We start from the raw sequence: 26,989 nt of genomic DNA on the forward strand, positions 1-26,989 counted from the left end.
AACGGTGGCCGGATATTGATCGGAATGCCGGCCGGCTTCACGTCGGAATCCGCAAGCACGGGCGCTATATCCGCGAGCATGGCGTGGACATGCCGGAAGTGAGTGACTGGGAGTGGACCGCGACGGGATGAGACCAGCGTCGACGACTCGTCCGCACCAAAGTCTGCGGGGCTGCTACCCGGCGGGCGTGGCGGGTCTCATCTCAGTTCTCGGCCTCGTCAACGTGGCCGTGCGAGGCTGGGACTGGTTCGGAATCGTGCAGATACCGGGGTTTGCCTCTGACGATCGGGCCCTGCGACGTTCCATCAACGGCTGGCATGAGCTTGCCGTCAACGCGCTGCTCAGTCTCGCAGTCATTCATGCCGTGGCCGCTCTGTATCATCAGCTCGTGCGAGGCGATGACCTGCTTAAGCGCATGTGGTTTGCGCGGCGGAACATGTCCTGATCGAGGAAGCCAGGCGATGCCCTAGGCACACCTAGACCGTTCGCGCTGGCGATTGCCCGGTGAAGACGTATCCCACTCCGCGCACGGACTTGATCAGGACCAGCGGATCCTTGCCGCCTTCGATCTTCTTGCGCAAACGGGAGATCTGCGCATCGATCGCCCGGTCGAAAGCCTCGTAACTTCGGCCTTTCGTCAAGTTCATTAGCGTATCACGTGAAAAAACGCGGCCGGGATGCTTGGCCATCACCATGAGAATGTTGAATTCTCCCGTCGTCAGCGCGACGTCTTCTCCTTCAGGCGTGATCAGCCGACGCTCCCGGGGATCCAACATCCAGCCATTGAACCGGATGACGTTCCCATCTTCGGTGTCGATCGTTTGGTGCGGACTCGGGTGGTGCCGACGTAGCACGGTGCGTAGCCTCGCCAGGACTTCCCGCAGATGGAACGGCTTCGCGATGTAATCGTCGGCGCCCATTTCCAGCCCGACGATCCTGTCCACAACGTCATCCCGACCCGTCAGCATGATGATGGGCACATCCGATCTGGATCGGATTTCGCGGGCCAACATCAATCCGTCCTCTCCGCTGTCGAGGATCAGGTCCAGCAAGACGATGTCGATCGCGTTGCGCTGTAACGCATCACGCATTCCCCGACCGTCCGCCACTGCACTGACGTGGTAGCCTTCCTCCTCGAAGTAGCGGATCAGCATCTGGCGGATGCGCGGATCGTCGTCCACGACCAGAATATGAGCGCTTCGCGATGTCGGCTCGGCCATGGCGGGTTGCACCGATTGGGCCACGGATCGGTTGTTACAATCCGTAACAATTCTACACACACGCTAACACGCAGACCTTCGACGCGCCATGCGTCGCCGCTTTCATCCCCTCATCAGATCGAAGCGGAGGATCGCGCTATGCTCATCGTGAATGCGGCGTCCAACTTTCCTTCCCCATTGCCCATCGTCGCGAAGGGCGAACCGAAACCTGGGTTGCTGGGGCTGTTCAGTCAGCAGCCTCTCGAAGCGTTCGGACGTGGCCAGACCATTTGCCGGGACGGCGATCCGGCCACGCACGTCTTCAAGATCGTGACCGGGCTGGTCCGCATTTCCAAGATCCTCAGCGATGGCAGCCGCGTCATCACGGGCTTCTTCTATCCCGGCGAGATCTTCGGCCTTTCTCCGGATGAACACTGTCTCGGCGACGCGGAGGCAGTCGGAGAGGTAAAGCTCCGGCGGTTGAATCGGAGTCGCTTTCAGCAGGCGGTCGACAGTTCCGAACAATTGCGCCCCCAATTCGTCAACTGGCTGTGCCAGGAGATGGCGAGTGCACAGGCGAGAATGATCCTGCTTGCCCGCAAGAAAGCCGAGGAGCGCGTTTGCGATCTGCTGCTCACGCTCGCGCGGCGTGCCGGAAACGAGCACGGCCCGGCCACCGAGATCGAAATCCCGATCAGCCGGGTCGACATGGCGGACTATCTCGGCCTGACGATCGAAACGGTGTCGAGAACGATGACGAACCTGATCAAGCGGGGCGTCATTCAGTCCAACACTCGTTATCGCTTCACGATCCGCAAGCCGGCGCTATTGAGAAGCCTTGCCGACGGCGGAGACGAATACGATGATCTGCACGACATTCCTCCCGGCCGACAGGCCATGCGAGCGCATTGACGGGGAAGCATGACGGCAGCGCGCGGCCCAAGGGCTATCAGCCAGAGGAGCCTGGATGAGATCGTTCAGGTGCTCGATGACGCCAATATCCTGGTCTATGAGTTCGATGGCAGGATTGTTCGCTGGAGCGGTGGCTGCGAGGATCTATACGGTTGGAACGCCCGGGAAGCCCTCGGTCAGAATGTCCGCCAACTCCTGAGGACCGAGTTTCCGCAGCCGCTGGATGTCATCCTGCGGGATGTGCGTCGAGACGGAACCTGGAAAGGCGAGCTGACGCAGCGCCACCGGGATGGAAGACGGATATTCGTCGTGAGCCGGTGGGTGGTCGTGATCAGGCAAGCGCCGGAAGACTCGGTCGTCCTCGCCACGAACATTGACATCAGCGAACTGAAAAACGCGCAGGCCGCCCTCGCCTCCCGTCAGTCACACCTGCTCTCGATCCTCGATACCGTTCCGGAAGCGATGGTCGTGATCGATGAAGCCGGTATCATGATGTCGTTCAGCAAGGCCGCGGAGAAGCTGTTCGGCTACGCCGCCGACGAAGTCTGCGGCCGGAGTGTCAAGGTCCTCATGCCCGATCCCGATCGGAGCCGACACGATGGCTATATCGGCCGCTATCTCGCGACCGGAGAGCGTCGCATCATCGGCTTCGGACGCGTGGTGACGGGCCAACGCAAGGACGGAACGACCTTTCCAATGGAACTTGCCGTTGGTGAGGCCGCCGCGAATGGCCAGCGCATCTTCACGGGCTTCATCCGCGACCTGACCAGCCGGCACCGGATGGAGGAGGAATTGCGGCAATCCCAGAAGATGGAGGCCATCGGTCAGCTCACCGGCGGGATCGCGCATGATTTCAACAACCTGCTGACGGTGATCAGCGGGAATCTCGAGATGGTCGAGCGCCGCCTCGAAGACGGTCAGCTTCTGGAACTGCTGCGCGAAGCCCAGGGTGCGACCGATGACGGAGCCAAGCTCACGGGCCAACTTCTCGCCTTCGGCCGGCGCCAAGCCCTCAACGCAAAACTGACGAATATCGGGGAGCTCGTTTCGACATTCTCCGAGCTGCTGCGCAGAACCCTTGGCGAAACCATAGAATTGCAGACCGTCGTCACGGGCCATTCCCTCACGGCGCTCGTCGACACAACCCAATTGCAGAATGCATTACTGAACCTTGCGCTGAACGCCCGCGATGCGATGCCGCGCGGCGGGCGTCTCAGGGTCGAGATCGCGCGCACTCACCTCGATCCCGACTATGTCCAGATGTATCCGCAGATTCGGCTGGGAGATTATGTTCTGATCAGCGTCTCCGATACCGGTGTCGGGATGACCGAAGAGGTCAAGCAAAGAGCATTCGACCCGTTCTTCACCACGAAAGGCGTGGGCGCCGGAACCGGGCTGGGCCTCAGCATGGTCTACGGCTTCGCACGTCAGTCCGGGGGCCACGTTCAACTCTACAGCGAACTTGACGAGGGAACGACCGTTCGCTTGTTTCTTCCCGCCGCCAATCCGGTGTCCGTTCCCGACGCGGGCAACGTCGATCCTGTTCCCGCCGCCAAGCCCAGCGCGGACGAATGCATCCTCGTGGTCGAGGACGATGCGCGCGTGCGCAGGGTCGTCGTCGCACGCTTGGAGGAGGAAGGGTACCACGTCATTCAGGCGGCCGATGGCAAGGAGGCGCTGTCGCTCGTGGCTGCGCACCCGGAAATCCGACTGCTCTTCACCGATATCATCATGCCGGGAGGTATGTTCGGCGATGAGCTGGCCAGGGAAGCTCGCATTCTTCGTCCGAGCCTGAAGGTTCTCTTCACGTCCGGCTATGCCGAGCCGAGCCTCGCCGGACGCGAGCTCGCCGAAGGAAGCTGGCTCAAGAAGCCATACACTGCGCGGGAGCTAGCCTCACGGCTGCGCGTGCTGCTCGACTGAAGATCCGCGCAGATACGACAGCACGCTCATGTCTTCACCGCGTGCGTCCCTGATCGCGCGCATACCGGACTGGGCCAAACCGCCGCGGCTCCAGCCTGCAAGCCGATCGCTGCAAGAGCGGCAGCGGCGACAATGTCGATATTCTCCTGTGCCGAGATCCGCATCCATTCGGTCGCAGCCCCATGCCGGGCAATCTGGTCGATCACGACGCTGGGGGTGGCGTCGGAAGGATCACCGCGACGCTCGATTACCCGTTGCACGAGCGCATCTTTCGGCGCCCGAAGCCAAAGGCCGCAGAACGGCACGCCGGCGCGCCTAGCCACTTCGCCGATCCGCTCCCGCTCGATGCGGCGGTCGAACACGGCGTCGGATACAGCGGCATGGCTCTGCGCCAATGCCGCCTCCGCAACCTGTATCATGACGGCATACGTTCGGGCCGAGACCTCCGCGTGATACGCATCCACCGGCAATCGGGTCTCTGCGGGAACGCCATGCAGCTTCTTCCGGATCCGATCCGAGGCGGCTATGCGGGCCCCGGGGGGCGGCCCCAGCAGGGGCGCGAGCTTCGCCGCAAGCGTCGATTTCCCCGAACCTGAATAGCCGCCGACCGCGACCAGGACGGGAGGTCTGGACTTAAGGAGGCGGCGGCAAAGGTCGAGATAGGCTCTCGCCTCGGTCAATCGGTCTGTCTCGGACCTCCCGGTGTCGACCGCAACAACGTGCGCGCGCACGGCTGCTCTCACCGCCATAAAGAACGGTAGCAGGCGAATTCCCCGCTCGTCGTCGACGGCGTCGAGGTAGCGGTTGAAGAGGAGGTTGGCGAGTACTTCAAGATTCCGGTGCCAGAGGTCCATGAGCACGAAAGCGAGATCATAGAGAACATCCACGGTCGCCAGGTCCTCATCGAACTCGAGGCAATCGAAGAGCAACGGTTCGCCCTTGAACAGGCAGATGTTGCGCAGGTGCAGGTCGCCATGCCCGCGCCGTACTTTTCCCTCCTGGGCTCTCTGGTTCAGCAAGTCGGTATGACGAGTCAGCGCTTCCCGACAGCCCGCGATAACGGCTTCGACTTCATCGCGAGGAAGAATGTCCGCACCGGCAAGAGCGCGCTCGTTGACCGCGAGCACGCGCGTCATCCGCTCGGCTCCTTCGCTGTCCGTCGAGACGGAGGCCGTCCGATGAAGTCGCGCGATCACACTCGCGAGCTCAGTCATATCGGTCGCGGTGAGACGCTGCCGCTCCGCCATCCGGTCGAAGAGCCAGTTGTCGTTGAAGCGCTCCATTTCTAGGACGGCATCGACCAACTCACCTTGGCCGTTCAGGGCAAGCTCGCCATTTTGTTCGCGAGTGATCCGATGGACCGCATGATAGAGACCCGATGCCGTCCGGCGGTTCATCATCAGCTCTTGCTCGCACATCGACAATCGCCGTTCCGGCGTCGACAAATCGACGTAAGCCAGTTTGACCGCGCGCTTCAACTTGAGGGCGCGGGCCCCGATCAGCATGACAACCGAGATGTGGGTGGAGACCAGTTCGATCCACTCAGCCCCCCCTCCAAAAGCGTCGCACGAACCGATAAAGCAGATCGTTTCATTCTGGCTGGCCATCTGCATGACGAGTCTCCGGTCGAAGCGCCACTTTCTTCCCGCCCGGAGAAATCACCTTGATTCTCATCAATCTGAAGGTCCTGGTTCTCTCCAAGTTTGAGCAGCTCCGGCGCTTCGCGATCGCTCGTTTCGGGAACTGGAGTGTCATCCTTGACGATGATCAAGGACTGCCGCCGGGGTTGCGATCATGAAGGCTCGTTCCCTTCGAAGGGCCATGCCATGCCCGAAGCACATGCGACCGACTGGATAGCAAAGGCCCGGCGTTCCTGGCGAGCTTGGCGCGAAACCCGACCGCCCGAGATCATCAGCGCACTCGATCAGAAGCCGACCTTGGCGTTCCTGCTACATCTGCGGGCCTTCATCAGCCTCATTCGCGAAATCCTGTCCCGCTGAGACCATCCCGCCGCGGGGTCCCATCGAGCGGCCGAAGCTCACTCGGACGTAAGCGCCTTCCGCAGCCGCCGGATGATCTGCTTCCGCCCACGTTCGTCGGCGGCGAGCGACATCTGCTCGTCGATATCGAGGATCAGGCTGGACAATTCATTATGCCAGTCGAGCCGTCCGGCGCTGTTCGCAGCGCTGCGGACCGGATTGCCGATCTGACGCGGCGCCCCGCCCGGGAGCGTGAACATGCTGTCGAGCAGGGGGGCGATCACCAGCAGCTCGGGATCCAGCTTCTTCAACCTGTCAGCGAAACTTTGCATGGCACGCTCCTCGCCATGCGTCAGAAAAACGGAACCGGAGATCGGCCGCCGCCCCGCAACCCAGGCAGCGAGCTGAGGCCCGTCGGCATGGCCGGAATAGACATCGAGCGAGCGAATGCGGGCCTTCACCTGGACATCCTCGCCCATCAGCCGCACATGGTGGGCGCCGTCGAGCAGAATTCGCCCGAGCGTCCCTTGCGCCTGGAAGCCGGCGAACAGGATCGTCGCGGCACCCCGCCACAGCCATTCTTTCAGATGATGCCGAATGCGGCCCGCATCGCACATGCCGCTCGCCGCTATCACGATATGAAAGCCGCGAATGCGGTCGATGGCTTTGCTCTGTTCGACGGATTCCGTGAACCGGACCTGGGGATCCCGCAAGGCCTTGAGTAAGGCTTGGCCGTTAGTCATCTCACCAGCGTGCTTCTCGAAGACCGCACTGGCCCTGGTCGCAAGCGGTGAATCGACGAAGATCGGCGCGCCCGGAATGCGACCTGCCTTCATCAGCCGGATGAGATCGACAAGGAGTTCCTGGGTCCGTTCGACGGCGAAGGAGGGAATCAGAAGCGGTCCCTCGAGCTGCGCCGCAGCGGTTACCTCGGCTTGCAGCAACAGCAGGCGTCGGTCCAGCATAACGTCTTCCCGATCGACGTCGCCATAGGTCGTCTCGCAGATGACGTAATCGATCCCTTGTGGACCGGTCGGATCAGCATGAAACGGCTTAAGGCTGGAGCCGACATCCCCCGAGAAGAGTATCCGAAGGGGTATGCCGCCGGGTCTGTCGATCTCGACCTCGATGGAGGCCGAGCCGAGCAGATGCCCGGCATCCCAGTATCGCGCACGTATCCCTTTGGCGATTGCCATCAGCTTGCCGAGCGGAACGGAACGGAACTGCGTAAGGGTCGTGATGGCCTGCTCGACCCCGTAGATCGCCTCCACCGCCGAACGGCCCCGCCGTGCGTTTCGCCGGTTGAGTTGTTCGACTTCCATCTCCTGGATGTGCCCGGAATCCGGCAGCATTACCGAGCAGAGGTCTACGGTCGCCGCCGTTGCGAAGATCGGTCCCGAGAAGCCGTCCTTCGCGAGCTTTGGCAGCAACCCGCTGTGATCGATATGGGCATGCGTCAGGAGCACGGCGTCGATCAAAGCTGGGTCGAAGGGAAATGCCCGGTAGTTCAGTTCCTTTTCCGACTTTGATCCCTGGAACATGCCGCAATCGATGAGGATGTGAGCCTCGTCCGTCCGAAGCGAGAAGCAGGAACCGGTGACGGCGTGGGCTGCTCCGTGAAAACAAAGACGGATTCCGGTTTCCTGCCGACTTTCGACCTCCGTCATTGTCGATCTCCGAAAAGGGCCGCGAACCTGAAGGCCAGCGAAGGCTTTCCCAGCACGATCCGTCGCGTCACGCCTTGAGAACGATCAAATTCGCCGCTGAGGCGTTCCTTTTGAGTTGGATCAAGGCGCGCGCCAGGCCAGCAGCGATCCTCGGCAAAGACCAGATCCGACTTAGGGAGCGCAGTCATGGACCTCCGGATTCCGCACGATGCCTGGGTGATCGTATGCGACGCCCGCAAGGCGATGTTTCTACGAAACGAGGGCAACCCGACGCAGCCCAAGTTCGAAGTCGACGAGGTGAGGGAAGCCTCCGCGAACCCGCCGAGCGCTCGACAAGGAGCGGACCGGCCAGGCCGTATTCAAAACGCCGTCGGCCCCACGAGCGCGACCGAGGAGACGAATTGGCACGAGCTTGCCGAGACGAAATTTGCGCGCGACACGGCTGCTGCCCTCAACCGTCCCAATCAGTCCGGACTACCCCGGGACATCGTGCTGGTGGCGCCGCCACGTATCCTCGCGGCGCTTCGCCAACACCTCGATGGGGAATCGCGTGCTCGCATCCTCGCGGAAGTCGACAAGGACCTGACCAAGCACCCGATCCACGAAATTGAGCGGCTATTGTCGAGCCCATAGGGATCGGCCTGAACTCGAGAGTCATCCGAGGCAAAGCAGGGTTGCTCCCCCAAAACCGTGCTCAATGTGTTTCGGCGTGCAAGTTTGACCCCATGAGGCGGGGGATCGGCGTCCAACTTTGCCCCCCTTGAGCCGGCTTCGGATGGGCGGGCGGGGGATGAAGGGCGTGGATACAATTGCGCGGATCCGGCGCGAGTTTTCGATCCGCGGGAAGATGCCGTTCGTCGCTATGCGCGAGGCTGGCGCCGCGATGAGCAGCCGCGGCGCGGCTACCAGGCCTGCCCACGGAGGTCGGGGCCGGTGTATCGGCAGACGGGATCGTGAACCACCGCAGCGTGTCGGTGATAGATTCCTGCTCGCGAAGAGGAAGAGGCGCCACCCGGCCAGGGTACGATAGAAGCGCTAAGTATTAATGTACGTGCCCGAAACGGATTCTGGCAATGCGAGGTGGCCGGCCAGCGACGGTTCTGAGGAGGCCAGAATTCCATCACCGACCGGCCGAGCCCTTCGGTTTCCCAGGAGATGCGGCGGACCTGAGCACCCGAGGGGCGTTCGAGAGCGATCTCTGCGATCGCTGCGTCACATAACCTCTACAATGCACAGGATCTGAATCAATCAAATCCAACCGATCGCCTTCTTTTACCGATCATTAACCCTACCCGCTAAGATTACCTCGTCTGCTTTCGAGCCAATTCCCAAAAACGCCGCGCAAACCTAACGATGCGGGATCGGCAACTGGTCGGCATGAAGGGATTACTGGGGCAAGCAAGCGCCTGACGGGCGTTCGACAGCCGGCCTTCCAGGGCGGCCATGTTGCTCATGGGGGACAACGTCCGAACTTGCCCCCTTCCGACCCGGGGGCTTCACAACACGGTGACCGCGCGAGCCGAAATCACTGACCTGGCGTATAATGCCATGGCTGAAACCTATCGTTGACGGGCTTCCAGGCAGAATCTCCTGCAAACGCTGCGGATCGGAACCGAGCGATGATCGTCCAAGGGTGCCGTGCCAGCCTTGTCTTGACGCTCCTCATGGCAGCCCTGAACGTGCTCGGCCTCGTCAACATCCCCTGGTGGTGGCTGCTTTGGCCCCTTTGGTTCGCGCTTCCCGCCTATTTGCTGGTGGCGGTCATCCTCGTCGTCGGGGCTGCCTTCGCGACGGCCCGCTCCCGGCCGCCCGAATTCTGACCTCCCCGGCGGTCTTCCCTCTCAAGCGCGTCTAGGCCGCGCTGGCGACGATCACGCGGTTGCGGCCATTGGCCTTGGCCCGATAGAGCGCATCGTCCGCGCGCTTCATCATATCCGCGGAGGATGTGTCCCCGGCGCGCCGGTTCGCGACGCCGACCGAGACCGTGACCTTGATGTCGCGCGTGTTGTTCTGGATCGCGAAGGGCGAGCGCTCGACCCGCTCGCGGATGCGCTCCGCCACGCGAGAGGCGGCATCGCGCCCGGTATCGGGCAGCACGACGACGATCTCCTCGCCGCCCATGCGCGCGACGAGATCGATGCCGCGCGTGCAGGCACGGACCCGGTCGGCGAATTCACGCAGGACCTCGTCGCCGGCATCATGGCCCCAGCTGTCGTTCACCGCCTTGAAATGGTCGATGTCGAGCACGAGCAGCGACAGCGATCGGGCCCTGAGCGCCGATTCGTCGAACATCACGGCGAGCCGGTTGTCCATGAAGCGGCGGTTATGCAGCCCGGTGAGCTGGTCCATCACCGCCATTTCCATCGAAGACTGCACGCTGTCGCGCAGCCGCTCGGTGAAGCGCTTGCGGCGGACCTGGGTGCGCGCACGCGCCAGCAACTCGTTGCGGTCGATCGGGCGGAGCAGGAAATCATGCGCGCCGATCTCGAGCCCGCGCAGGATGCGCTCGCGATCCTCGGCCTCGCCCATCAGCAGCACGGAGATGTTGCGCGTGCGCTCCAGCGAGCGGAGCTGGCTGCACAGGCGCAGGCCGTCCTGCCCCTGCAGGCCGAGGCTGATGACGACGGCGTCGAAATCGCCCTCGGCGGCCCGCATCACCGCCTGCTGGGCGTCGCCCTCGATTTCCACGGCATGGAAGGCCGAAAGCGTGCTCTGCACGCGCTCGGCGGCGGCCGGGCGATCCTCGATCACGAGGATGCGGCCATTCAGGCCGGTCTCGGCCGCCGCGGTCACCAACGGATCGGCGATGCCCAGCCGAACGGAAGCGACGGCGCGGCTGCGCAACTCGTCGGTCATCGCCTTCAGGCGGGCGAGGCTGCGCACGCGGGCGAAGAGCGCGGTGTCGTCGAGCGGTTTGGTCAGGAAATCGTCGGCGCCGGCATCGAGCCCCTGCAGGCGGTCGCGGGGCTGGTCGAGCGCGGTGACGATGACGACGGGGATATGCGCGGTCGCGGGCGTACCCTTGAGCCGCCGGCAGACCTCGAAGCCGTTCATGCCCGGCATCATCACGTCGAGCAGGACGATATCGACCTCGCCGCGCTCGCAGAGCGCGATTGCATCGCGCCCGTTCGTCGCCGTGACCACGCCGAAATACTCGGCCGACAGCTTCGCTTCGAGCAACTTCACATTCGCGGGGATGTCGTCGACGACGAGGACGCGGGCAGTCATGGCTCTGCTTTCGCCGGCTCAGGCCGCGCCGGCATAAGTGCGAACGGTCTCCAGGAACTTGGCAACGGAGATCGGCTTGGAGAGATAGGCCTCGCAGCCGCCCTCCCGGATCCGCTCCTCGTCGCCCTTCATCGCGAAGGCCGTGACCGCGACGACCGGGATCGACTTCAGGTCGTCATCCTCCTTGATCCATTTGGTGACTTCGAGCCCGGAGACCTCCGGAAGCTGGATATCCATCAGGATCAGGGCGGGGTGATGCGTCCGCGCCAGCTCGATCGCCTCGATGCCATCCGACGTCTTCAGCGTCGCATAGCCATGGGCTTCGAGCAGATCGTTGAAGAGCTTCATATTGAGCTCGTTGTCCTCGACGATCAGAACCGTCTTCATCGGGCCGCCCTTCATTTGCGCCGGGGAAGGCCCATGCCGATGGCAGGCTTTCCAAATTGGCGGCGTCATCAGATGATTGCGTAGCACGCGAGCAGTTGACGAAACACAAACCGGATACGTGACTCAAGGCCCCATGATACGACGACCGACCACCGATCAGGCCGAGGCGCTCGCGCTCCAGGCCCTCGCCTTCCTGGCTTCCGAACCCGAACGGATCGAGCCCTTCCTGAGCGTGACCGGCCTCAACCCGGCCAATCTGCGCGAGGCCGCCGGCGAACCCGGCTTTCTTGCCGCCGTGCTGGACCATATCGGCAGCAGCGATTCGCTCCTTTTGGAGTTTGCCGGAAACTTGAGACTGAATCCCGAAATCGTCGCCGATGCCAGGCGCGTCCTCGCCGGGCCGGAGCCGGACGACATTCCGTGAGCACGGGCGCGCCCTCGCCGCGCTGGCTCTGCCGCGACTGCCTCGTGGACCACGACACAGGCGCAGCGCTGAAGCGCTGCCCGGCCTGTGGCTCGCCGCGGCTTCTCAGCCATGCCGAGCGCGATTCACTCAGCCTCGCCCATATCGATTGCGACGCCTTCTACGCCACGATCGAGAAGCGCGACGACCCTGCCCTGCAGGACAAGCCGGTGATCGTCGGCGGCGGCAAGCGCGGCGTCGTCTCGACCTGCTGCTATATCGCCCGCACCTATGGGGTGCGCTCGGCCATGCCGATGTTCAAGGCGCTGAAGGCCTGCCCCGAGGCCGTGGTGGTCAAGCCGAACATGGCGAAATATGTCGCGGTCGGCCGTCAGGTCCGTCAGCTGATGCGGGAGCTCACACCACTGGTCGAGCCGCTCTCGATCGACGAAGCCTTTCTCGACCTCTCCGGCACGGCACGACTGCACCATGCCAGCCCAGCGGTGACGCTGGCGCGCTTCGCCCGGCATGTCGAAGCCGAGCTCGGCATCACCATCTCGGTCGGGCTGTCCTATGCCAAGTTCCTCGCCAAGGTCGCCTCCGATCTGGACAAGCCGCGCGGCTTCTCGATCATCGGGCGGGGCGAGGCGATAGCCTTCCTCTCGACCAAGCCGATCAGCCTCATTCCCGGCATGGGCCCGGCAGGCGTCGCGAAGCTGGCCGAAGGCGGCTTCAAGCTGATCGGCGACCTCCGCGAAGCACCCGTCGACAAGCTCTTCAAGCTTGCCGGCAAGGACGGCCCGCGCCTGAAGAACCTCGCCAACGGCATCGACGCCCGCCAGGTCACGCCGGAGCGCGAGACCAAGAGCATCTCCAGCGAAACCACGCTCGACGTCGACCTCGCCCGCTTCGAGGAGCTGGAACCGATCCTGTGGCGGCTCTGCGAGAAGACATCGAAAAGGCTGAAGGCTCAGGAGCTTGCGGGGCGAACCATTACGCTGAAGCTGAAGACCGCCGATTTCCAGATCATCACCCGCGCCGCTCGCCTGCCGGAGCCGACGCAGCTCGCCGCCCGCCTCTTCATCGCCGGGCGCGACCTGCTGAAGCGCGAATGCAACGGCGCGCATTATCGCCTGATCGGCATCGGTGCGAGCGACTTCAGCCCGCCGGACACCGCCGACCACGGCGATCTCGCCGACACCGCGACACCGCGCCTGAAGGCGATGGAGGGCGCGCTCGACAAGCTGCGCGCCCGCTTCGGTGACGAGGCGATCGGCAAGGGCCTGAGCCTTCGCCTGCCGCAGCGCCGCGCGTCGGAGCCCGCTACTTCGCGCAAGGCTCCTGAGGAAGAAGATCCAGACGCGTGAGCGTGCCGCGCAGCGCAAACGAGCCGTAATCGAGCCGGATCGCGCCGGTGACGCCGTTCTCGTAGAGCTCGAAATTGATGCTGTAGGCCGGCGTCGATTCGCCGGAGCCCGCCTTGAAGTAGGAGATCGTCACCGGCCAGCGCGCCATCTTCCCGAATTCGGGGCGCTGCAGCGGCTTCTCGGCCGGCTCGATCTCGATGCGCTTCCCGATGATCGAGAGCGTGTCATAGACCTCCTTGCCGGAGTTCGCCCCGTCATAGAGGCGCACGCTCAGCGTCTTCTGCCCGGCGCGGGCGGCCTGGATCACGGCCTTCATCTGCGCGTTGGGAAAGAGCGCGTCGTTGCTCTCGCGATGCGTCTCCGCCTTGGGCTGGCGCAGCTTCACCTCGTAGCCGCCATTGCTCTTCTGGGCCGTGCCGTCGACGATGTCGGGCTTGGCGCCGGCGGCGGTGCTTTCGGTCTTGAAGCGGTAGTTCGCGCCGTCCCCGGCCTCGAAGCTGGTGGTGCGGGCGTCGATCAGGCGCGGCCCGGCCTCGGTGCCGAGCTGCGTGACCTGCCGGAAGGACAGCGCATAACCCTCGCAGGCATCGCCGGTGAACTCGAAGGCGATGCGGCCCTTCGCCGTCTCGATATTGCCGGATGGCTTGCCGCTGTCGAGCACGAGGTCATAGACCGCACGATGCGGTGCCAGAACCACCCGCTCCGACGCTGCCTGGGCAAAGGCCGGCATCGCGGCCAGAACCAGCACCCCCGCGAGAACCCCGCTCGCCTGGGTCGCGAGCTTCGAGACTGTTTCGTTCATGCGCCGCTTGTCCGTTGTGACCTGTGCGAAATCTAGGTGCATCGCGGCAATGGCGCAAACATGGCGGCGGGCTGCTCCCGCCCGTCGCATCGGCCCTGCCCGCGCGGCATGTCCCGATGCTTGCGAGGCCCGCTGGCTTCGGCCATGAAAGGCCTGCCCGAAGGCACCCTGCCTCGCTCGCGGAGCCAAGCTTATGAACGTCGTCGATACCCGCCTCGCCGAACTCGGCATCACCCTGCCGAGCCCGGCCGCGCCCATCGCCAACTACGTGCCTTATGTGATCACCGGCAACCTGCTGGTCATCTCCGGCCAGATCTGCTTCGGCCTCGACGGCAAGCTTTCCGACAAGCACAAGGGCAAGCTCGGCGCCGAGATCTTCAACGAGGCCGGCCTGGAGGCCGCCCGCCTTTGCGCCATCAACGTGCTCGCCCAGGCCAAGGCCGCGCTCGGCGGCGATCTCGGCCGCATCGTGCGCTGCGTCCGCCTCGGCGGCTTCATTAACGCTGCCCCGCATTTCGCCGCGCTGCCGGCGATCATGAACGGCGCTTCGGACCTGATGGTCGAAGTGCTCGGAGACAAGGGCCGCCATGCCCGTTCGACCGTCGGCGTCGCCGAACTGCCGGCCGATGCCGCCGTCGAAGTCGAAGCGATGTTCGAGATCGCCTGATGTCCGCAGGGACGCTCAAAAACCCCGGCCGGCCCGATCTGGGCTGGCTGGTGGCGAATCCGATCGCGCATCGCGGCCTGCATGATCTGGCAGCCGGCGTGATCGAGAACAGCCCCTCCGCCGCTACCGCAGCGATTGCCGGCGGTTTCGGCATCGAATGCGACGTCCAGCTCACCGCCGATGGCGAGGCGGTCGTGTTCCATGATTTCGTGCTTGATCGCCTGACAGGCGAGACCGGCGCCGTCGTCGCTCGTAAGGCGGCGGAGCTCACCGCGATCACGCTCAAGGGGTCGAGCGATCCCATCCTGACGCTCTCGGCCTTCCTCGACCTGATCGGCGGACGCGTTCCGCTGGTGATCGAGATCAAGAGCCGTTTCGACGGGGACCTGACCCTGACCAAGCGGACCGCGAAAATCGTCGCGGGCTACAGGAACCATCCGATCGTGATCAAGTCCTTCGATCCCGCGATCGTGACGGCTCTGCGCGAGCTTGCGCCGGAGATTCCGCGCGGCATCGTGGCGATGAACGCCTATGATTACGGCGATTACGACAGCCTGTCGCCGGAGCGGAAACATGCCCTCGCCAATCTCCTGCACTTCACCGAGAGCCGGCCGGACTTCATCTCCTGGAAGGTCACCGACCTCGACAGCGCAGCTCCTTACCTCTGCCGCAACGCGCTGGGCCTGCCCTTGATGAGCTGGACAGTGCGCACGCCTGAAGAGCGGCAGCGGGCCGCGGCCATGGCCGACCAGATGGTCTTCGAGGGCTTCCGCCCTTGAGCGAAGCGGGGGGCGGCGATCTCACCGTTCGTGTCGCGACCTCCCTCAAGGCCGTCCCCGCAGGCGCATGGAACGCCTGCGCCAACCCTCATGCGCTGGCGGACGCCATCTCGGCCCCCGCCGCGCGCCCCGGCGATCCCGCGCTCGACCGGGACAATCCCTTCGTCAGCCATGAATTCCTCATGGCGCTGGAGGAGAGCCGCTGCACCGGCGGCCGCACCGGCTGGTCGCCGGCCTATCTCCTCGTCGAGGACGATGCTGGCCAGCTCCTGGCGGCGGCGCCCAGCTTCCTGAAGAGCCACAGCCAGGGCGAATATGTCTTCGACCATAGCTGGGCCGATGCCTACGAGCGCGCCGGCGGACGCTACTACCCCAAGCTCCAGGTCGCTGCGCCCTTCACCCCGGCGACCGGCCCGCGCCTGCTGGTCGCCGATAGCCCACGCGCCGAAGAAGCCCGCGCCGCCCTGATCGATGGGCTGGAAGCGCTGCGCGGGCAGACGCAATCATCCTCAGTCCATGTCACCTTCGCGCAGGAACCGGACATCGCCGCGCTGAAGCAAGCCGGGTACATCGAGCGCAACGACCTTCAGTTCCACTGGCAAAACGAAGGCTTCGGCAGCTATGACGATTTCCTCGCGACACTGGCCTCGCGCAAGCGCAAGGCGCTGAAGCGTGAGCGGCGCGAGGCGCTCGCCAACGACATCACCATCGAAGTCCTCTCCGGCAACGGCCTTACCGAGGCAGTCTGGGACGATTTCTTCTCGTTCTACGAGGATACTGGTTCGCGCAAATGGGGTCGGCCCTATCTCAACCGTGCCTTCTTCTCGGCGGTCGGCGCGGCGATGGGCGAACGCATCGTGCTGGTGATGGCGAAGCGAGCCGGGCGCCATATCGCCGGCGCCATTAATTTCCGCGGCGCCAACACGCTCTACGGCCGCAACTGGGGCTGCATCGAGGATCACCCCTTCCTGCATTTCGAGGTCTGCTACCATCAGGCCATCGATTATGCGATTGCCCACGGCCTCGCCCGCGTCGAGGCCGGCGCGCAGGGCGAGCACAAGCTGGCCCGCGGTTACCGGCCGGTCATCACCCGCTCGCTGCACCATATCGCCGATCCCGGCCTGCGCCGGCCCGTCGCCGCCTATCTCGCGCAGGAGCGCGAGCAGATCGCGGCGGCGCGGGAAGCGCTGGCAGCCGAAAGCCCCTTCCGCAAGACGGATACCGCCGATGACTGACGCCGCGCTTGCGACCACCACCTCCTCCGCGCCGATCTTCTGCGAGGACGGCGAACTCGGCTATCGCCGCAGCCTCACCGACTTCACGAATCCGCTCACCCTCGACGAAAGCTACCGGCTGGCACATCTGCCTCTGGTCGCGCCGGAGCATCCCGGAATCATCGCCCGGCGCGAAGGCAAGTTCTACGAGATGGGCCGCCACCCTGTGGTCTACTCGCTGGTGCTGCCTGTGGAAGACCGCGCCTTGCGCGCTTCTCCGGCCTTCCTCGCACTGGAGGCCGAGCTGAAGGCCGCGCCCTTCGCCGGCAAGATCGCCTGGGACATCCTGCCTAAGCGACAGGACCGCCTGCACGCGACGGTCTGCGGCTCGCTCAGCCTTGCCGAGGCTCCAGCCATCACGGCGGAGACGCGCGAAGCCTTGCGCCGAATTGAGCCCTTCACGGTGGAACTGCGCGGGCTGTTCTCCGGCAACGTCAATCGCGGCCGGCTCTATCTCCCAGTCTATCCGGAGAAGCGCGCCGGGCGGAACACGCTGCAAGAGGTGCAGGCGGCTTTCGGCCGGACGCCGGGCGATCTCTGGCTCGTCGGCCTCTACAATCTCACCGACGATCTCGATGCCGCGGAGACTGCAGCACTGGCCGACATCGTCTCGCGCTGGTGGAACAAGCCTTTGCTCCGCCTCGCCGTAAGCGAGCTTCAGGTGATGGGCGCGAGCGACGATCTCGTGCTCGATGCCCATGTCGAGACAGCGCTGCTGCTCGGCGCCTGAGACAGGGCCATCAACCGGCCCGCGGCCTTGACGCCTCGGCCGGGGCGCCGCAGCTTGCGCCTACCCATTTCCGACCCTGCCGGACCCGCCATGACCGCCTATGATCAATCCAACGTCTTCGCCAAGATCCTGCGCGGCGAACTGCCCTCCCACACCGTCTACGAGGATGGCGAGACGCTCGCGATCATGGACATCATGCCGCGCGCCGACGGCCATGTTCTGGTGATCCCGAAGGCCGCCTGCCGCAATGTCTTCGACGCGCCCGCCGATGCGCTGAATGCGGTCGCGCTGACCACGCAGAAGCTGGCCCGCGCCGTGAAGGCGGCCTTCTCGGCCGAGGGCGTCACCATCCAGCAGTTCAACGAGGCCGCCGGCGGCCAAGTCGTGTTCCATCTCCATGTCCACGTCATGCCTCGCTTCGAGGGCGTGGCGCTCCGCCCGCATACCGGCGCGATGGAGAAGAACGAGGTGCTGGCCAGCAATGCCGAGAAAATCCGCGAGGCCCTGAAAAAAATCTGACGGGCCATGTCACAGCGAGGCAGGCTGCCTCGTCTTGTCGTCATCAACCGATGGAGACAATCATGAGCCAACGCCTCAACGCCTTCCAGATCGCGCCCGAAGCCTACAAGGCGATGCTGGTCCTGCAGGACTACGTCAACAACTCGACCCTCGAGCACAGCCTGATGGAGCTGGTGAAGATCCGCGCTTCGCAGATCAACCGCTGCGCCTATTGCCTGCACATGCATGTGCTCGACGCGCGCAAGGCCGGCGAGAGCGAGGCGCGCATAAACCTGCTCAATGCCTGGGAGGAGTCCGAGCTCTATACGCCGCGCGAGCGTGCCGCCCTGCGCTGGACGGAAGAGCTGACCCGTGCCTCCGAGCGCAGCCCGAGCGACGCGGCCTATGCCGAGCTGAAGGAGCATTTCAGCGAGAAGGACATAGTCGACATGTCCTTCGCCATCGGCGCGATCAATACCTGGAACCGCATCAATGTCGGCTTCCGCACGCGCCACCCGGCCGACCGGCCGCGCAAGAGCGAGGCCGCCGCTTGATGACATCAACCCGGCGCGCATGACAGGCGCGCCCGCCACTGCTTTCGAGGCCAACCGGTCCTACCTGATCCGCCTCGCCTACCGCATGCTCGGCTCGCTCAGCGATGCCGAGGATGTGGTGCAGGATGCATGGCTACGCTGGCACGACTCCGCGCCCGAGGCGATAGCGAACCCGCGCGCCTGGCTCGGGCGCGTGGTGACGCGGCTCTGCCTCGACCTGATGAAGTCGGCCCGGCGCAAGCGCGAGACCTATGTCGGCGCCTGGCTGCCGGAGCCCCTAATCGAGACGATCGGCGCTGCCCCGAGTGCCGGCGAAGCGATCGACGTGCCCTATGCGCTCCAGCTCGCGCTGGAACGGCTTTCGCCGCTGGAGCGCGCCGCCTTCCTGCTGCACGACGTCTTTGACCTGCCTTTTTCCGAGATCGCCGACACGCTCGGGCGCAGTGAGGCCACCTGCCGGCAGCTCGTCTCACGGGCGCGCCGCCATGCCCGCGAGGAGGACGGCCCGCGCCACCCGCTCTCGCCCGACGACGCCCGGCGCTATGCAAAAGCCTTCTTCGAGGCCGCCCACAGCACCGATGCCACGATCCTGAAAAGCATGCTGGCCCATGACGCGATCCTGCGCGCCGATGGCGGCGGCAAGGTCAATTCGGTGCTGAACCCGATCCTCGGCAGCGAGAAGATCGGCCGCTTCTTCGCCGGCATCAGCCGCCATGTCGAGCGCGAGGCTCGCGCCACGACACGCTATGAATTCGTGATGATCAACGGCCTGCCCGGCTATGTCAGCCTGGAGCGCGGCGAAACAGCCCAGGCGATGGCGCTCGATATCCGCGACGGGGCAGTCGCCGCGATCTACATCATTCGCAATCCCGACAAGCTCGGCCATGTCCGCCGGCTGCTGGCGGAAGTCTAAGCGAAGGGGACAAGTGCCAAGTCACTCCTAGCCAGCGCCACCCTTGTCATTCCGGGGCGCGCCGCAGGCGCGAGCCCGGAACCCACGACCGGGTGAGACATCCTTTGTTCGGTTGCTGGCCGCGCACCCGGTCGTGGGTTCCGGGTTCTTCGCTACGCGAAGCCCCGGAATGACAAGGGGTATGCCTAGGCCGCGAACAGCCAGACGCCGCCGATCAGGACCGTCTCGCCGGCGAGCACCGCGAGCATCATCCGACGCTTGTCGACGAGCATGACGGCGGCCGCGGCCACCAGCGCCGCGACGCGCACCCAGCCCGGAGCCGCCGCGAGCACGCCCGGCGGCGAGACGATCAGCTTGGCCACGATCCCCGCGAGCAGCGCGGTCGCGACCGCCCTCACCCATTCGAGCAGCGGCGAATCGTTGGAGAGCCCACGCGAGAAGCCGACCGCAAGCCAGCGCCAGATCTCCGTCGGCAGCACGGCGAAGAGCAAGAGCGCGAGATAGGGCCAGAGCGGCCCGTCGAGCATGGCGATCGGCTGGGTCATGCCGGCTTCCGTTTCCGTCCGATGAGGAAGGCCAGGGTTCCGGCCACGAGTCCGGCCACGATCAGGTCGAAGCCACCGCCGATGAAGCGCTGGCAGAGGGGCGCGAAGGCGAGCCCGAGGATGAGAGCCGCCACATCGCCGCGATGGCGTAGGCCGGCGAGCAGCGAGATCAGGAAGAACATCGGCGTCAGGCACAACAGGCCGGCAGCGAAGGGAACCGGCAGCGCGCCGAGCAGGTAGTACCCAGCAAAGGTGCCGAGCGAGCTCACCGCCATGCAGGTATTGGCGAAGCCGAGGAAATAGGCCACGCGCTGATGCGGCGCGATGCCGGGCAGGCGCCGCAAACCCTCGCTCCAGGCGGTGACCGCGACGTAGTGGGCGAGCAGAAGCTGCTGCCAGACGCTCTGGCCGGGCCGGCGCAGCAGCGGCAGGATCGCCATCGTCATCGGCAGGAAGCGCAGCGAGGCGAAGGCAATCGCGATCACGATCGCGCTCCAGGCGGCTCCGGCCGCGATCGAGGCGAAGAACAAGACCTGAGAGGGACCGGCCCAGACCAGGATGGTCGAGAGCACGGCGACATCGACGGGATAGCCGACATCGCGCGCGAGCGAGCCGATGCCGATCAACCCGAAGCCGACGATCCAGGCCGGCAGCATCAGCGCATCGCGCATGCCGGCCAGCGCGACGCGCTGCCAGCTCCAGTCGGCGGATACGCTCATGAGGTCATTGCTGCGGGATGGTTCGACACAGGTTCCGGCCCGGAAGAGTGCCGGTCAGTTCCTCTATCGTCCATGCGCCCGACGCTTGCATAGGCACCGTCAAGCCGATCCGCCCTGCGGTTGATGCAGGAGCGTCGGCGCTGATCGTCAGCCCTTGCCGCCCTTCATCGCGATGGCGATGAGTTCGTTGGCGAACTCGATCAGTTCCTTGGGGATGCCGCCGACGGCCTGCACGCCCAGATAGATCAGGTAGCCGAAGGCCGGCACCAGGATCCAGCCCAGCACCTCCTCGAAGATCTTGCGGCGGCGGCGACGCCGGTCCCGCTTCTCGAACCAGCCGAGCTTCTCCTTCTTCGGGCGCGCCGGGGCGGTGGGCGCCACGGGTGCCTCCTGAAGCACCTCGCCGCCATCGGCGGCGAGGCTCGCGGTCTTGCGCTTGAACAACACGTTCTCAGGCCTTCGTCAGCGGAACCTTCGGCACGGTGCGGACGCCCTTGGCCGAGGCCTGCGGCGCGCCACCTGTCCCATCTGGAGTGCCGCTACCTTTAGGCCCTCGCCGCGGCGGAGTCTTGGTCGTTTTGCCGGCAGCTGCAGTTTTCGCACGCGGCTTCGAAACGCGCTTGGCAGTCGCCGCCGCGACATCTTTCTCCGGCTTGGGCTTGGCCGGTCCGTCCGGGAACTCGAGGCCGAGCACCTTGATGCCGGTCTCGGACTGGACGACGACGACCTTGACCGCGCCGCCGTTCTTCAGGCGCCCGAACAGCACCTCGTCGGCGAGCGGGGTCTTGATCGTCTGCTGGATCAGGCGCGCCATCGGGCGCGCGCCCATCGCCTCGTCATAGCCGTTATCGACCAGCCACTCGCGCGCTTCGTCCGAAAGCTCGATCGTGACGTTGCGGTCGGCGAGCTGCGCTTCGAGCTGGAGCACGAACTTGTCGACGACGCGGGCGACCACCGTCTTCGGCAGGTGGCCGAAGGAGATGACCGAGTCGAGCCGGTTACGGAACTCCGGCGCGAACAGCTTGTTGATCGCCTCGGTATCGTCGCCCTCGCGCTTGGTGCGGGTGAAGCCATAGGCGTTGCGGGCCATGTCGGCGGCGCCGGCATTGGTCGTCATGATCAGGATAACGTTCCTGAAATCGACCTGCTTGCCATTATTGTCGGTCAGCTTGCCGTGGTCCATCACCTGCAGGAGGATGTTGAACAGGTCGGGATGGGCCTTCTCGATCTCGTCGAGCAGCAGCACGCTATGCGGATGCTGGTCGATCTGGTCGGTCAGCAGGCCGCCCTGGTCGAAGCCGACATAGCCGGGAGGCGCGCCGATCAGCCGCGAGACGGTGTGGCGCTCCATGTATTCCGACATGTCGAAGCGGATCAGCTCGACGCCGAGCGAGGAGGCGAGCTGGCGCGCGACCTCGGTCTTGCCGACGCCGGTCGGGCCGGCAAAGAGATAGCAGCCGATCGGCTTCTCGCCGTCGCGCAGGCCGGCGCGGGCGAGCTTGATCGAGGAGGACAGCGCCTCGATCGCCTTCTCCTGGCCGTAGACCGTGCGCTTCAGCGTGGTCTCGAGATTGCGCAGCACCTCGGCATCGTCCTTGGAGACGGTCTTGGCCGGGATGCGCGCCATGGTTGCGACCGCAGCCTCGATCTCCTTGACGCCGATCGTCTTCTTGCGCTTGGACTCGGTCACCAGCATCTGCGAGGCACCGGTCTCGTCGATCACGTCGATCGCTTTGTCCGGCAGCTTGCGGTCATGGATGTAGCGGGCCGAGAGCTCCACCGCCGCCTTGATGGCGTCGTTGGTGTAGCGCAGCTTGTGGAACTCCTCGAAATAGGGCTTCAGCCCCTTCAGGATCTCGATCGTGTCCGGAACCGACGGCTCGTTGACGTCGATCTTCTGGAAGCGGCGCACCAGCGCCCGGTCCTTCTCGAAATACTGGCGGTATTCCTTGTAGGTGGTCGAGCCGATACAGCGTAGCGAGCCCGAGGCAAGCGCTGGCTTCAGCAGGTTGGAAGCGTCCATAGCGCCACCCGAGGTCGCACCGGCGCCGATCACCGTATGGATCTCGTCGATGAACATGATCGCCTTCGGGTGCTGCTCGATCTCCTTCATCACCTGCTTGAGGCGCTCTTCGAAATCGCCGCGATAGCGCGTGCCGGCGAGCAGCGTGCCCATGTCGAGCGAGAAGACGGTCGCGTCCTCCAGCACCTCGGGCACCTCGCCGCGCGTGATCTTGAGGGCGAGGCCCTCGGCGATCGCGGTCTTGCCGACGCCGGGATCACCGACCAGCAGCGGATTGTTCTTCTGGCGGCGGCACAGGATCTGGATCGTGCGCTGCACCTCGGCCTCGCGGCCGATCAGCGGGTCGATGCGCCCGTCCCTCGCCTTGCGGTTGAGGTTGACGCAGTAAGCGTCGAGCGCACTTTCCTTTTTCTTCTTGTCCTTGTCCTCGGCCTGGCCCTGCTCGGAGCGCTGCTCGCGCTGCGGCTCGCCCTCCTCCTCGGAACCGCGGACAGGCCGGCTTTCGCTCGCGCCGGGGCGCTTGGCGATGCCGTGGCTGATATAGTTGACCGCGTCGTAGCGGGTCATGTCCTGCTCCTGCAGGAAGTAGGCGGCGTGGCTCTCACGCTCGGCGAACATCGCGACGAGCACATTGGCGCCTGTCACCTCCTCGCGGCCCGAGGACTGGACATGGATCACCGCGCGCTGGATGACGCGCTGGAAGCCGGCGGTCGGCTTGGAATCGTCACGTCCGTCGGTGACGAGATTGGTCAGCTCCGCGTCGATGTAATCGACGAGATTGCGCCTGAGCAGGTCGAGATCGACGCTGCAGGCGCGCATCACCGCGGCCGCGTCCTGATCGTCGACCAGCGCGAGCAGGAGGTGTTCGAGGGTGGCGTATTCGTGACGGCGCTCATTGGCGAGGGCCAGAGCCCGGTGAAGCGCCTGTTCGAGACTGCGCGAGAAACTCGGCAAGGGGCGCGCTCCTATCTGATTTCCAAAAGAACTCGATGACCCAAGACTACTTCTTCTCCATCACGCATTGCAGCGGATGCATGTGCTTGCGCGCCAGATCCATGACGAGCGTAACCTTGGTCTCGGCGACTTCGTAGGTAAAGACGCCGCATTCGCCGACGCCGTTCTGATGCACATGCATCATGATCTGCGTGGCTTCGGCGCGATCCTTGTTGAAGAACCGCTCCAGAACGTGAACGACGAACTCCATCGGAGTGTAGTCGTCGTTGAGCAGCAGGACACGATAGAGATTGGGCTTGCGCGTCCGCGTCCGGGTGAGGACCGCAGTGCCGCTGCCCTCGCGCCCGCCGCCTTCGCGCCCGCTGCCATCGCTCGGTGGCTGGCTGCGCTTGGGGCGATCGGCCATGACCAGCCCGGTCATCACCAACCCGCCGCCGGCGCGCACCGGACGCCCTGCCTGCCTTGCCTTGTCCTGGCCTGACTGCATCATTCCCGTCCGCGCCGTATCCACATCCGATCCTGCATCGTCATCCGAGATAGTGCTTCGCCTGTGAATTTACAGACCTCGCTCCTGCTTCGCCAGCCCGTTCGCGGCAAGCATGGCCGATAAGCTCTCCGCAAGGCAGCCCCGACTTGACCCGGCCGTGCCGGCGGACTTAAGCCCGGCAGCCCGCTGGACAAGGACGCCACCATGACTCCCAACGCCATCGTGACCATCGGCGAGGATCTCGCCCGCCCCGTGCGCTTCGGCAATGCGCTGCCGCTCGCCCTGATCGCCGGCCCCTGCCAGATGGAAAGCCGCGATCACGCGCTCGAATGCGCGCTGGCGCTCAAGGAGATCGCAGACGAGCTGAAGATCGGCCTTGTCTTCAAGGCCTCCTTCGACAAGGCCAACCGCACCAGCGTCAAGGGCGCCCGCGGCATCGGCATGAAGGCCGCCCTGCCCGTCTATGCCGAGATTCGCGAGCGCACCGGCCTGCCGGTCGTGACCGACGTGCACGAGGCCGACCAGTGCGCGCCCGTGGCCGAAATCGTCGACATCCTCCAGATCCCGGCCTTCCTGTGCCGCCAGACCGATCTGCTCGTCGCCGCCGCGAAGACCGGCCGCGTCGTCAACGTCAAGAAGGGCCAGTTCCTCGCCCCCTGGGACATGGTCAATGTCGCCGCCAAGGTGACCGAGAGCGGCAACCCGAACGTGATGCTGACCGAGCGCGGCGCCTCCTTCGGCTACAACACGCTGGTCTCCGACATGCGCGCCCTGCCGACCATGGCCGAGATCGGCGCGCCGGTGATCTTCGACGCCACCCATTCGGTACAGCAGCCCGGCGGCAAGGGCGCCTCGACCGGCGGCCAGCGTGAATTCGTGCCGGTGCTGTCGCGCGCGGCGGTCGCCGTCGGCGTCGCCGGCCTCTTCATCGAGACCCATCCCGATCCCGACAAGGCGCCCTCGGACGGCCCCAACATGGTGCCGCTCGCCGAGTTCAAGGGCCTGATCGCCGAATTGCAGGGCTTCGACCGCCTGGCCAAGTCGCGCACCGCCCCGGCGGCGCTCGCCTATGTCTGATCCCGCGTCGCTGAAGGAACCATCGGCGACATCGCTAGGAACGCTCGTTCTCGTCCTCGGGGCCTGCGGTTTCGCCTCGACCTTCACCATGCGGCTCATCGACCCGCTGGTGCCGACCCTCGCCGACCATTTCAGTCGCTCGATCGCGCAGATCGCGGTGATGGCGACAGCGTTCTCCTTCTCATACGCGTTCGGGCAGCCGGTCCTCGGCCCCATCGCCGACGCAGTCGGCAAGATCCGCACGATCGGCACCTGCCTCGCCCTCCTGACCCTGCTGTCGATCGCCTGCTCTTTCGCGCCGAACTTCGAGGTATTGCTCGCGCTGCGTGCTGCGAGCGGCATCGTCGCCGGCGGAATCATCCCGATCGCGATGGCCGCGATCGGCGATCGCGCGACGATGGCTCAGCGCCAGATCACGCTCGGCCGCTTCACCGTCATCATGATCTTCGGCCAGATGGCTGGCGCCGCCTGTTCCGGCGTGATCGCCGAATATGTCGGCTGGCGGGGCGTCTTCCTGATGGCAGGCGGCATTGCCGCGCTCGCCTTCCTGATGCTGACCCTGACGATGCGGCCGCGCGCCAATGCGGTGCGCCGCCGTCCGACCCTGGGCGGAGCGATCGCGAGTTACGCGGCCGTCTTCTCGAACCCGCGCTCGAAGCTTCTCTATGCGCTGGTGATCACCGAAGGCAGCCTGATCTTCGGCATGCCGCCCTTCGTCGCCGCAATCCTGCAGGAGCGCGCCGGGGTCGGCCCCTCGCTTGCCGGGCTGGTCATCGCCGGAACCGGCATCGGCGGGCTGATCTACGGTCTCTCGACCCGTATCCTGGTTGATCGGATCGGCCCTGCCCGCATGCCGGTCGTCGGCGGCGTTCTCATGGCGATCGGCTATGGGCTGTTTGCGCTGCCCTTCCTGCCGTGGTGGAGCGCCGTGCCGTTCTTCGTCATCAACGGCTTCGGTTTCTTCCTGATGCACGGCACGTTCCAGGCGCAGGCCACCGAACTCGCGCCCGGCGCCCGCGGTTCGGCGGTCTCTCTGTTCGCCTGCTCGCTGTTTGCGGGCCATGCGCTCGGTCCCGTGCTGATGGGCACCGCGCTCCACTTGTTCGGCACGACCGGCGCCGTCACCCTTTTTGCCGTTGGGATCGGGCTGCTCGGCTTTGCCGCGCCGCGCATCCTGCCGATGCTCGGCGCGGCGGAGGCTCACCGCCCGCGATAGGGCGCAACGCCCTGGTCGGGCAGCCAGAGGCCCTTCGGCGGCTCGCCTGTTTGCCAGAACACGTCGATCGGAATGCCGCCGCGCGGATACCAGTAGCCGCCGATGCGGAACCATTCCGGCTCCAGCAGATCGACCAGCGTCTTGCCAATCGACACGGTGCAATCCTCGTGGAAGGCGCCGTGGTTGCGGAACGAGCCGAGATAGAGCTTCAGCGACTTCGATTCGACCAGCCACTGCCCCGGCAGGTAGTCGATGACGAGGATACCGAAATCGGGCTGGCCGGTGACCGGGCAGATCGAGGTGAATTCCGGGCAGGTGAAGCGGGCAAGGTAGTTCGTGCCGGCATGTACATTGGGCACGCGGTCGAGCCGCGCCTCCTCCGGCGAGGCGGGCAAGGCGCTGCTCTGGCCGAGCTGCAAGGTGGAGGCGTCGATGGTCATGGGATGCTCCTGGATTTGGGCGGGGTTCTAGAGCATCTCCGGCCGATATGGGAACTGCCGCCGTTTTGAACGCCGGACAGCACCGGCCCTGCATCCTGCTGCGCGCAGCAGCGGGAGCTTCCGTCCGTTCGTCAATAAAACGATCGATATAATAATCAAATTTTATACGATCATATTCGATAGTTTTCTTAAATATCTTCCGATCTTCCACACGCTTGTTTGCGTGATCGCGCCATAAGATCTAGG

Annotated in this window: 30 protein-coding genes; 17 read left to right on the forward strand and 13 right to left on the reverse strand. The window is 64.9% G+C overall.

Features of this window, described 5'->3' with window-relative positions; all coding sequences use genetic code 11:
• Nucleotides 1-127: 127 nt before the first annotated feature.
• The gene (locus tag ACODTJ_RS18385; protein WP_454656734.1) at nt 128-445 is read left to right on the forward strand and encodes a cytochrome b; all 318 of its coding nucleotides are present in this window, start codon (nt 128-130) and stop codon (nt 443-445) included.
• Nucleotides 446-476: 31 nt separating this feature from the next.
• Here the strand turns inward: ACODTJ_RS18385 and ACODTJ_RS18390 are convergent, their stop codons facing one another.
• Complete coding sequence (locus ACODTJ_RS18390; protein ID WP_454656733.1) at nt 477-1,220, reverse strand: response regulator; 744 nt, start codon at nt 1,218-1,220, stop codon at nt 477-479.
• A gap of 138 nt (nt 1,221-1,358) precedes the next feature.
• On the opposite strand from ACODTJ_RS18390, the gene ACODTJ_RS18395 reads away from it, so the two are divergent.
• Both ACODTJ_RS18395 and ACODTJ_RS18400 read left to right on the forward strand, forming a co-directional pair.
• Entirely contained in the window at nt 1,359-2,111 is a 753-nt protein-coding gene (locus ACODTJ_RS18395) for a Crp/Fnr family transcriptional regulator (RefSeq protein WP_454656732.1), read from the forward strand.
• A gap of 9 nt (nt 2,112-2,120) precedes the next feature.
• Nucleotides 2,121-4,034 carry a hybrid sensor histidine kinase/response regulator gene (locus ACODTJ_RS18400; protein ID WP_454656731.1) on the forward strand — a complete coding sequence of 638 codons (1,914 nt, stop codon included), beginning with the start codon at nt 2,121-2,123 and terminating at the stop codon, nt 4,032-4,034.
• A gap of 26 nt (nt 4,035-4,060) precedes the next feature.
• On the opposite strand, the gene ACODTJ_RS18405 is transcribed toward ACODTJ_RS18400, so the two are convergent.
• On the reverse strand, nt 4,061-5,647 hold the full coding sequence (locus ACODTJ_RS18405) for a bifunctional aminoglycoside phosphotransferase/ATP-binding protein (RefSeq protein WP_454656730.1): 1,587 nt from the start codon (nt 5,645-5,647) through the stop codon (nt 4,061-4,063).
• A gap of 144 nt (nt 5,648-5,791) precedes the next feature.
• On the opposite strand from ACODTJ_RS18405, the gene ACODTJ_RS18410 reads away from it, so the two are divergent.
• Complete coding sequence (locus tag ACODTJ_RS18410) at nt 5,792-6,034, forward strand: hypothetical protein (protein ID WP_454656729.1); 243 nt, start codon at nt 5,792-5,794, stop codon at nt 6,032-6,034.
• A gap of 38 nt (nt 6,035-6,072) precedes the next feature.
• Here ACODTJ_RS18410 and ACODTJ_RS18415 read toward each other — a convergent pair whose 3' ends face one another.
• Both ACODTJ_RS18415 and ACODTJ_RS18420 read right to left on the reverse strand, forming a co-directional pair.
• Entirely contained in the window at nt 6,073-7,680 is a 1,608-nt protein-coding gene (locus ACODTJ_RS18415; protein WP_454656728.1) for an MBL fold metallo-hydrolase RNA specificity domain-containing protein, read from the reverse strand.
• Entirely contained in the window at nt 7,677-7,868 is a 192-nt protein-coding gene (locus ACODTJ_RS18420) for a hypothetical protein (RefSeq protein ID WP_488849569.1), read from the reverse strand. The genes ACODTJ_RS18415 and ACODTJ_RS18420 overlap by 4 nt, the downstream gene beginning before the upstream one ends.
• On the opposite strand from ACODTJ_RS18420, the gene ACODTJ_RS18425 reads away from it, so the two are divergent.
• Both ACODTJ_RS18425 and ACODTJ_RS18430 read left to right on the forward strand, forming a co-directional pair.
• Nucleotides 7,867-8,313 (forward strand): host attachment protein, encoded by a 447-nt coding sequence (locus tag ACODTJ_RS18425; RefSeq protein ID WP_454656727.1) that lies wholly within the window; start codon nt 7,867-7,869, stop codon nt 8,311-8,313. The genes ACODTJ_RS18420 and ACODTJ_RS18425 overlap by 2 nt on opposite strands.
• Nucleotides 8,314-9,344: 1,031 nt before the next feature.
• Nucleotides 9,345-9,500, forward strand: a complete 156-nt coding sequence (locus ACODTJ_RS18430; RefSeq protein WP_454656726.1) for a hypothetical protein — start codon at nt 9,345-9,347, stop codon at nt 9,498-9,500.
• A 31-nt stretch (nt 9,501-9,531) separates the two neighbouring features.
• Here ACODTJ_RS18430 and ACODTJ_RS18435 read toward each other — a convergent pair whose 3' ends face one another.
• Nucleotides 9,532-10,908 (reverse strand): PleD family two-component system response regulator, encoded by a 1,377-nt coding sequence (locus ACODTJ_RS18435; RefSeq protein WP_488849570.1) that lies wholly within the window; start codon nt 10,906-10,908, stop codon nt 9,532-9,534.
• Nucleotides 10,909-10,926: 18 nt separating this feature from the next.
• Nucleotides 10,927-11,295: a response regulator gene (locus tag ACODTJ_RS18440; protein WP_061968283.1), complete on the reverse strand. Its 369-nt coding sequence runs from the start codon at nt 11,293-11,295 to the stop codon at nt 10,927-10,929.
• A 133-nt stretch (nt 11,296-11,428) separates the two neighbouring features.
• Here ACODTJ_RS18440 and ACODTJ_RS18445 point away from each other — a divergent pair, with 133 nt between their 5' ends.
• Both ACODTJ_RS18445 and ACODTJ_RS18450 read left to right on the forward strand, forming a co-directional pair.
• The gene (locus tag ACODTJ_RS18445; RefSeq protein ID WP_454656724.1) at nt 11,429-11,719 is read left to right on the forward strand and encodes a DUF3572 domain-containing protein; all 291 of its coding nucleotides are present in this window, start codon (nt 11,429-11,431) and stop codon (nt 11,717-11,719) included.
• Nucleotides 11,716-13,065 carry a DNA polymerase IV gene (locus tag ACODTJ_RS18450; protein ID WP_454656723.1) on the forward strand — a complete coding sequence of 450 codons (1,350 nt, stop codon included), beginning with the start codon at nt 11,716-11,718 and terminating at the stop codon, nt 13,063-13,065. Before ACODTJ_RS18445 ends, ACODTJ_RS18450 begins: the two co-directional genes overlap by 4 nt.
• Here the strand turns inward: ACODTJ_RS18450 and ACODTJ_RS18455 are convergent.
• Entirely contained in the window at nt 13,022-13,867 is an 846-nt protein-coding gene (locus tag ACODTJ_RS18455; RefSeq protein WP_454656722.1) for a cell envelope integrity EipB family protein, read from the reverse strand. The genes ACODTJ_RS18450 and ACODTJ_RS18455 overlap by 44 nt on opposite strands.
• 193 nt (nt 13,868-14,060) lie before the next feature.
• Between ACODTJ_RS18455 and ACODTJ_RS18460 the strand changes: the two genes are divergently transcribed.
• From ACODTJ_RS18460 to ACODTJ_RS18490, 7 genes are all read left to right on the forward strand, one after another.
• On the forward strand, nt 14,061-14,534 hold the full coding sequence (locus ACODTJ_RS18460; protein ID WP_454656721.1) for a RidA family protein: 474 nt from the start codon (nt 14,061-14,063) through the stop codon (nt 14,532-14,534).
• Nucleotides 14,534-15,313 carry a glycerophosphodiester phosphodiesterase family protein gene (locus ACODTJ_RS18465; protein WP_454656720.1) on the forward strand — a complete coding sequence of 260 codons (780 nt, stop codon included), beginning with the start codon at nt 14,534-14,536 and terminating at the stop codon, nt 15,311-15,313. The genes ACODTJ_RS18460 and ACODTJ_RS18465 overlap by 1 nt, the downstream gene beginning before the upstream one ends.
• The gene (locus tag ACODTJ_RS18470) at nt 15,310-16,548 is read left to right on the forward strand and encodes a GNAT family N-acetyltransferase (RefSeq protein ID WP_454656719.1); all 1,239 of its coding nucleotides are present in this window, start codon (nt 15,310-15,312) and stop codon (nt 16,546-16,548) included. The genes ACODTJ_RS18465 and ACODTJ_RS18470 overlap by 4 nt, the downstream gene beginning before the upstream one ends.
• Nucleotides 16,541-17,317: a 2'-5' RNA ligase family protein gene (locus tag ACODTJ_RS18475; RefSeq protein WP_454656718.1), complete on the forward strand. Its 777-nt coding sequence runs from the start codon at nt 16,541-16,543 to the stop codon at nt 17,315-17,317. Before ACODTJ_RS18470 ends, ACODTJ_RS18475 begins: the two co-directional genes overlap by 8 nt.
• Nucleotides 17,318-17,407: 90 nt before the next feature.
• Entirely contained in the window at nt 17,408-17,836 is a 429-nt protein-coding gene (locus ACODTJ_RS18480) for an HIT family protein (protein ID WP_257731955.1), read from the forward strand.
• Nucleotides 17,837-17,898: 62 nt separating this feature from the next.
• On the forward strand, nt 17,899-18,369 hold the full coding sequence (locus tag ACODTJ_RS18485) for a carboxymuconolactone decarboxylase family protein (protein WP_454656717.1): 471 nt from the start codon (nt 17,899-17,901) through the stop codon (nt 18,367-18,369).
• A 19-nt stretch (nt 18,370-18,388) separates the two neighbouring features.
• Nucleotides 18,389-19,282 carry a sigma-70 family RNA polymerase sigma factor gene (locus ACODTJ_RS18490; protein ID WP_454656716.1) on the forward strand — a complete coding sequence of 298 codons (894 nt, stop codon included), beginning with the start codon at nt 18,389-18,391 and terminating at the stop codon, nt 19,280-19,282.
• 185 nt (nt 19,283-19,467) lie between these two features.
• Here ACODTJ_RS18490 and ACODTJ_RS18495 read toward each other — a convergent pair whose 3' ends face one another.
• The 5 genes from ACODTJ_RS18495 to clpS form a co-directional block, all read right to left on the reverse strand.
• Complete coding sequence (locus tag ACODTJ_RS18495) at nt 19,468-19,827, reverse strand: AzlD domain-containing protein (protein ID WP_454656715.1); 360 nt, start codon at nt 19,825-19,827, stop codon at nt 19,468-19,470.
• The gene (locus ACODTJ_RS18500) at nt 19,824-20,546 is read right to left on the reverse strand and encodes an AzlC family ABC transporter permease (RefSeq protein WP_454656714.1); all 723 of its coding nucleotides are present in this window, start codon (nt 20,544-20,546) and stop codon (nt 19,824-19,826) included. The genes ACODTJ_RS18495 and ACODTJ_RS18500 overlap by 4 nt, the downstream gene beginning before the upstream one ends.
• A gap of 147 nt (nt 20,547-20,693) precedes the next feature.
• Nucleotides 20,694-20,993 (reverse strand): hypothetical protein, encoded by a 300-nt coding sequence (locus ACODTJ_RS18505; protein WP_488849571.1) that lies wholly within the window; start codon nt 20,991-20,993, stop codon nt 20,694-20,696.
• A gap of 4 nt (nt 20,994-20,997) precedes the next feature.
• On the reverse strand, nt 20,998-23,523 hold the full coding sequence (gene clpA / locus ACODTJ_RS18510; protein WP_488849572.1) for an ATP-dependent Clp protease ATP-binding subunit ClpA: 2,526 nt from the start codon (nt 23,521-23,523) through the stop codon (nt 20,998-21,000).
• Nucleotides 23,524-23,569: 46 nt separating this feature from the next.
• Complete coding sequence (gene clpS, locus ACODTJ_RS18515) at nt 23,570-23,929, reverse strand: ATP-dependent Clp protease adapter ClpS (RefSeq protein WP_454658984.1); 360 nt, start codon at nt 23,927-23,929, stop codon at nt 23,570-23,572.
• A gap of 285 nt (nt 23,930-24,214) precedes the next feature.
• Here clpS and kdsA point away from each other — a divergent pair, with 285 nt between their 5' ends.
• A complete protein-coding gene (gene kdsA / locus ACODTJ_RS18520) occupies nt 24,215-25,087 on the forward strand; it encodes a 3-deoxy-8-phosphooctulonate synthase (RefSeq protein ID WP_454656711.1) in 873 nt (290 codons plus the stop codon).
• Nucleotides 25,080-26,303, forward strand: coding sequence for an MFS transporter (locus tag ACODTJ_RS18525; RefSeq protein WP_454656710.1), 1,224 nt, complete (start codon nt 25,080-25,082; stop codon nt 26,301-26,303). The genes kdsA and ACODTJ_RS18525 overlap by 8 nt, the downstream gene beginning before the upstream one ends.
• On the opposite strand, the gene queF is transcribed toward ACODTJ_RS18525, so the two are convergent.
• Nucleotides 26,288-26,743 (reverse strand): preQ(1) synthase, encoded by a 456-nt coding sequence (queF, locus tag ACODTJ_RS18530; RefSeq protein WP_377848791.1) that lies wholly within the window; start codon nt 26,741-26,743, stop codon nt 26,288-26,290. The two genes, ACODTJ_RS18525 and queF, sit on opposite strands and share 16 nt — an antisense overlap.
• Nucleotides 26,744-26,989: the final 246 nt, after the last annotated feature.

The organism is Allobosea sp. FG18, assembly GCF_057809495.1.